Source organism: Vibrio sp. 10N.222.46.A1, from assembly GCF_041473595.1.
Classification (GTDB): domain Bacteria; phylum Pseudomonadota; class Gammaproteobacteria; order Enterobacterales; family Vibrionaceae; genus Vibrio; species Vibrio tasmaniensis_A.
The window spans coordinates 1-5,680 of sequence record NZ_JBFRSN010000732.1 but is presented as its reverse complement, the minus strand read 5'-3'; the positions used below and the strand labels follow the sequence as shown (position 1 = coordinate 5,680).

At 44.2% G+C, this 5,680-nt stretch carries 4 protein-coding genes and 1 pseudogene; 3 read left to right on the top strand and 2 right to left on the bottom strand.

What is annotated here, in order from left to right; genetic code table 11:
• Positions 1-260 (bottom strand): site-specific integrase (locus tag AB4496_RS19300; protein ID WP_198592095.1); only part of this gene is annotated, 260 nt, incomplete at its 3' end.
• 162 nt (positions 261-422) lie between these two features.
• Here AB4496_RS19300 and AB4496_RS19295 point away from each other — a divergent pair.
• The 3 genes and pseudogenes from AB4496_RS19295 to AB4496_RS19285 form a co-directional block, all read left to right on the top strand.
• Positions 423-1,479 (top strand): annotated as a pseudogene (locus AB4496_RS19295) (IS3 family transposase); the annotation flags it as partial.
• A gap of 565 nt (positions 1,480-2,044) precedes the next feature.
• Positions 2,045-2,482, top strand: a complete 438-nt coding sequence (locus tag AB4496_RS19290; protein ID WP_017097967.1) for a hypothetical protein — start codon at positions 2,045-2,047, stop codon at positions 2,480-2,482.
• 132 nt (positions 2,483-2,614) lie between these two features.
• Positions 2,615-3,277, top strand: coding sequence for a M23 family metallopeptidase (locus AB4496_RS19285; RefSeq protein WP_029223951.1), 663 nt, complete (start codon positions 2,615-2,617; stop codon positions 3,275-3,277).
• Positions 3,278-3,451: 174 nt separating this feature from the next.
• On the opposite strand, the gene gcvP is transcribed toward AB4496_RS19285, so the two are convergent.
• The coding region (gene gcvP / locus AB4496_RS19280) for an aminomethyl-transferring glycine dehydrogenase (protein WP_372131654.1) at positions 3,452-5,680 on the bottom strand (2,229 nt) is incomplete at its 5' end.

Here is a 5,680-nt window from a genome sequence, read left to right as displayed (position 1 = left end):
AGTGTGTAGCGATAGAAAAACTGCAAGCCATTACGATCGAGTTTAATGGTGCTCCACGAGTGGGTTTGGATAAGAGACGCAAAGAACTGTTTGAGATCGGCCGTGGTTAATGTGTCAGGAACGCGATCGAAATGAGCGGTGATCCGACGAACTGCACGAGAATAGGCATCAATGGTCGCGGGTCGTTTACCTTGCAGCTTTAGGTTGGTAAGGTGTTGTTCATAAAGGGCGTTGTAGCGTTTTAAGTCGGTGGGATTCATAAGTTACTCCTGTCAACGACCATCAGGGTGATGGTGTGACAAGAGTATGGCTTGCACTTGTTTTACTCTGCCGCGCAGCGGCTTCGTTCAACAACCTGTTTAAGACAGATTCTGTAGTTGACCCGATCTACTGGACACCTTCAATTGTAATTGGAGGTGTTTATGCCAGCTTATAAATCAGGTAAAAAACTCAACAATATCCCACGGAATTTAAGGTAATTGCCATCCGATTTTCGCTTCGAGAAGGAGCTACAGTTAAAAGCGTGGCGCTATCATTAGATATCCACCCTTATATGCTTTCTAAATGGCGAAAGGACTATCGAGAAGGGGGTATTATGGAAGATAAACGCAAGAAAAGGACTCAGATCCCGAGCCAGAAAACTGAGTCTAGTCGGATTGCAGAGCTTGAACGTCAGAACGAACAACTTAAGCTCGAGAATGACTTGTTAAAAAAATGGCAACGATTCGTTGCCCAAGAAAATCGACAAAATTCCGATTCATAGCCCATTACAAAACACGTTATTCCATAGTATTGATGTGCCGTTTTCTATCTGTTTCTAAGTCGGGTTACTACGCATGGCTTGGCAGAGAGCCAAGTCGCTATGCTCAAGAAGAGCAGGCTTTGAAGAAGCGAATAATTAAAGTGTTTTCTCAGAGTCAAGAGACCTACGGTAGTCCAAGGGTTCATGCAGAGCTTAGGCGCCAAGGAGTTTTGGTTAGCCGCAAGCGTGTGGCTCGGATCATGAGAGAGCAAGGCCTACGAGCGCGAAGTTATCGGATTTACCTAAAGATGGCCAAGCTACATCGGTTCTATCAATCGATTAAGAATATTGAAAAAGATACACCAAAACCAACGGCAGTTAATCAACAATGGTCTGGAGATCTAACGTATATAAAGCAAGGTAAACGTTGGATGTATCTAGCGGTCGTTATCGATCTTTACTCGCGTAAAATCGTCGGTTGGTCGCTTGGTAGCAAGAAGAGTACACAGCTAACGATGAGTTCGTTGAGAATGGCAATTAGAAATCGAAAGCCACAAGAGCGATTATTGTTTCATACCGACAGAGGCTCTGAATATCGAGCCCATGAAGTTCAAGCTTTACTATCAAAAAATGGAATTGTCCCGAGTATGAATCGTCCAGGTCATTGTACTGATAATGCGGAGGTGGAGTCGTTCTTTCATACGCTCAAAGGCGACATAATTAGGAAATATAGCTACGTGGCATTTTTGAACTCCCTCGAAGTAAATTCTTACTGTTTTGCATAGTAAACTAGTTGCTCTTAGCCTATTGGCTTTACAATGCCAATTAGGAGTGGATATGTTCAAGTGCCCAAACTGCGCAGAGCCCTTGACTGTGAGGGATAAGTTTAAATTCATCCCTGGCAAACTAATAAAATGCAAAAAGTGTTCTCATGAGTTAAAGCTGTTCAAGGTCTATTATTATGCTACCTTTTTTGTTGCAGCTTCGGGTAGTTCCCTTTTCGTCAATCAATTCGGACTTAACGAGTTAAATGCCGCAGGATTAACGTTTGCGTGTTGTTTTTTGTGGTTTATATGTCAACCAATTAGGAAAGCGTAGTTTTAACAAAACGACGTTTAAGACGGATTCCCAACGCTTGGCATTTTCGGATTGCTTTGAATTTAGTGTTTACGGCACGATGGTTTAGGTTTGGTGGTCAACGTTTACCCACTGCTTAACGCGGTGCTAGTTGCCGTACGCCGTATTACGTTGCTCACCACATAAGCGGCCGTCATACATCGCTAGCCAATGAGTGATAGATATATGATTTACAAATGGATTTGTGTTTTAGGATGTATAACTCTCTTGATTTACAGTTGTAGCCGAAAACAAGAAATACAAAATGGCTGCTTTCAATCGTTCTCTATATTGGCAACCGATTATTTTGGAACAAGTGAGCCTCAGGTATGGAAAATTATTGGAAAGAATGCGGGTGACGACTTCTTGCTGGATAATGAAATTTTGGGTTTTGTTGTAGACCGTGATTTTAGCTCTTATATGGAGCCACTTGCTGATAGGGAAGTGCTTAAGTTCACAGGTCGCGTATATAAGTCTTGGCCGAGTTGGCCAGAAAAACACCTTGGTGGCGGCCGCAAGAACATTCAATATGAAGTCCTTATTAACCATGGTAAGTATTTGGTTCTTGATAGAAGGTCTAGAAGTAAACACATACCATCAATTGAAAAGCGCTGTGATTTTTAACGCACAGGCGTATAACAAGCATTTGAGAGTGATTCGCAACGCTTGGCGTTTTCGCTTTGCTCAAAGTATAGCTAAGCGCCGCTCACAACTTAATGCAGCGTATACGCTTCGATGTCAATGGAAGGGAAATCGATGGAAATATCAAAGAAAGTTATTGTAATCATTACCCTTACTATTTTGCCTTTAGTATTTTTAGGTTCAAAAGTACTCACGGACACGAAACAGCGGCTGGTTGATGAAGAACTTAATCTTGTCCGTCCGATATTAGAGGGGATTGCTGAAAATTTAAAAGAGCCATATAGATTTCCTCTGGATTCACGTTCAGAATTACAGGGTTTTGCCTCATTTAATACTGCTTCTCGATTTCCTCATTTATATCATGCTGCCATAGACTATTTCGCTGAAGTTGGAGAGCCGGTATACGCTATTGCTGATGGTGTTGTAAGTTATTCTGGTTACATGAACGGTTATCCTGGCGTTGTGATTATTGATCACCCAAAAGAAAACCTTTATTCATTGTACGGTCATCTGTCATTAAAAAGCTGGTTAGTCTCAAAAGGGGCAATTAAAAAAGGGGATTTGCTTGGTTATATAGCTGACCCTTCAGAGGATTTTGGCATTGGTGTAAATGCCCATATACATTTTTCAATAAGAATGGGGTCACGTATGGAATACCCAGAAACTGGTCCCGATCGTTGGATGGGGGGATACACAACAGAACCTCCAATATTTAAAGGGTACATAGACCCTGAACAATTCATATTACTAACCAAGTCTAAATTATCACGAAACTAATCCAATACGCGTATAACAAATAATGATTGAGCGTTGCCTAGCCAACGTTAAATCCCGAGTGTAAAACAAGTCCGAAGTCACTTTATTAAGTAAATTGCACTAGCAACCAAATAACTACAAAAACAAAAAAGCGAACCAAGTGGTTCGCTTTTGTTTATCTAAAATCTACAAAAATTAGTCTTCGTAGTTATCGATACTTGGGCAAGAACAGATTAGGTTACGGTCACCGTATACGTTGTCTACACGGTTAACAGTTGGCCAGTACTTCGAGTTCTTGGTTGCTTTCGATGGGAAGCAAGCCAGTTCGCGAGAGTAAGGGCGATCCCATTCTGCGCCTGAAAGGTCAACTTGTGTGTGCGGTGCGTTCACTAGAGGGTTGTTATCTAGTGGCCATTCACCCGCTTTCACTGCTGCCATTTCGTGACGGATTGCGATCATCGCTTCACAGAAACGGTCTAACTCTTCTAAATCTTCAGATTCAGTTGGCTCTACCATTAGTGTGCCAGCTACTGGGAAAGACATAGTAGGCGCGTGGAAACCGAAGTCCATTAGACGCTTAGCGATATCTTCTTCGCTGATGCCTGTGTCTTCTTTAAGTGGACGAATATCGATAATACATTCGTGCGCTACGCGGCCGTTAGTGCCACGGTAAAGAACAGGGTAGTGAGGGCGTAGTTTCTCCATCACGTAGTTTGCGTTCAGAATTGCTACTTTCGTTGCGTCTGTTAGGCCAGGTTCGCCCATCATTGCAATGTAAGCCCAAGAGATAGGTAGAATTGAAGCACTACCTAGATCTGCTGCTGATACCGCATAGTCAGAACCTTGTACACCGTTTTCGATGTGACCTGGTAGGAAAGGTGCTAGGTGCGATTTAACGCCGATAGGACCCATACCCGGACCGCCACCACCATGTGGGATACAGAATGTTTTGTGTAGGTTCAAGTGAGATACGTCTGAACCGATGAAGCCAGGTGAAGTTAGACCTACTTGAGCGTTCATGTTCGCGCCGTCTAGGTAAACCTGACCGCCCGCTGCGTGTACTTGTTCACACACTTCTTTCACTTGCTCTTCGTATACGCCGTGCGTAGAAGGGTAAGTGATCATGATGCTTGATAGGTTGTCTTTGTGCTTCTCGATTTTTGCTGCTAGGTCTGTCATGTCGATGTTGCCATCTTCATCACACTTAACAACCACAACCTTCATTGACACCATTGATGCTGTTGCAGGGTTAGTACCGTGCGCAGAGCTTGGAATCAGACAAACGTTACGGTGAGCTTCACCGCGGCTTGCGTGGTAGCGTTGAATCGCGATTAGACCTGCGTATTCGCCAGATGCACCAGAGTTAGGCTGTAGTGAGAAATCGTCGTAACCGGTAATTTCACAAAGCTTCTCTTTAAGATCTTTCGCTAGCGCTGTGTAACCTGCTGCTTGATCAAGAGGTGCGAATGGGTGAATAGAACCAAACTCAGGCCATGTTACTGGGATCATCTCAGCAGCAGCGTTCAGCTTCATCGTACAGCTGCCCAGTGGGATCATGCCGTGCGTTAGTGAGAAGTCTTTGTTCTCAAGCTGTTTTAGGTAACGCATCATTTGCGTTTCGCTGTGGTGCGTATTGAATACTGGGTGAGTTAGGAACTCTGATTCACGACGGCAGTTTTCTGGAATTGCTGCAAACTCGTTTGATGCAATGTCAGAAGATAGTGCTTGAACGTCTTCTTTCACGTCGAAGATTGCAAACAGTGCGTTCACGTCGTCGATTGTTGTTGTTTCATCTAAGCTGATACCGATCTTACCCTTAAGAAGGCGAAGGTTGATGTCTGCGGCTTGCGCTTTTGCGTACAGTGCATCTGTCTTGTCTTCTGTGTTCAGCGTGATGGTATCAAAGAAGCTGTTGTTCGTTAGCTCGTAACCCGCTTTAGTCAGGCCAGCCGCTAGGATAGCTGTCATGTGGTGTGTACGACGAGCAATAGTACGAAGGCCTTCTGCACCGTGGTAAACCGCGTAGAAAGACGCCATGTTTGCTAGAAGTGCTTGAGCTGTACAGATGTTCGATGTCGCTTTCTCGCGGCGGATGTGTTGCTCACGAGTTTGCATTGCCATACGTAGTGCTTGGTTACCGTGAGTATCGATTGAAACACCGATTACACGACCTGGCATTGTACGCTTATGCTTTTCACGAGTACCCATGAATGCAGCGTGTGGACCGCCGTAACCCATAGGAACACCGAAACGTTGCGCGCTGCCGATTACTACGTCTGCGCCCATTTCGCCAGCTGGCTTAAGTAGAGCAGAAGCAAGTAGGTCAGTTGCAACCGTTACAAGAGTCTTGTTTGCTTGAGCTTTCGCAATGATGTCTGTTAGATCACGAACTTCGCCTGTTGTACCAGGGTATTGAACTAACGC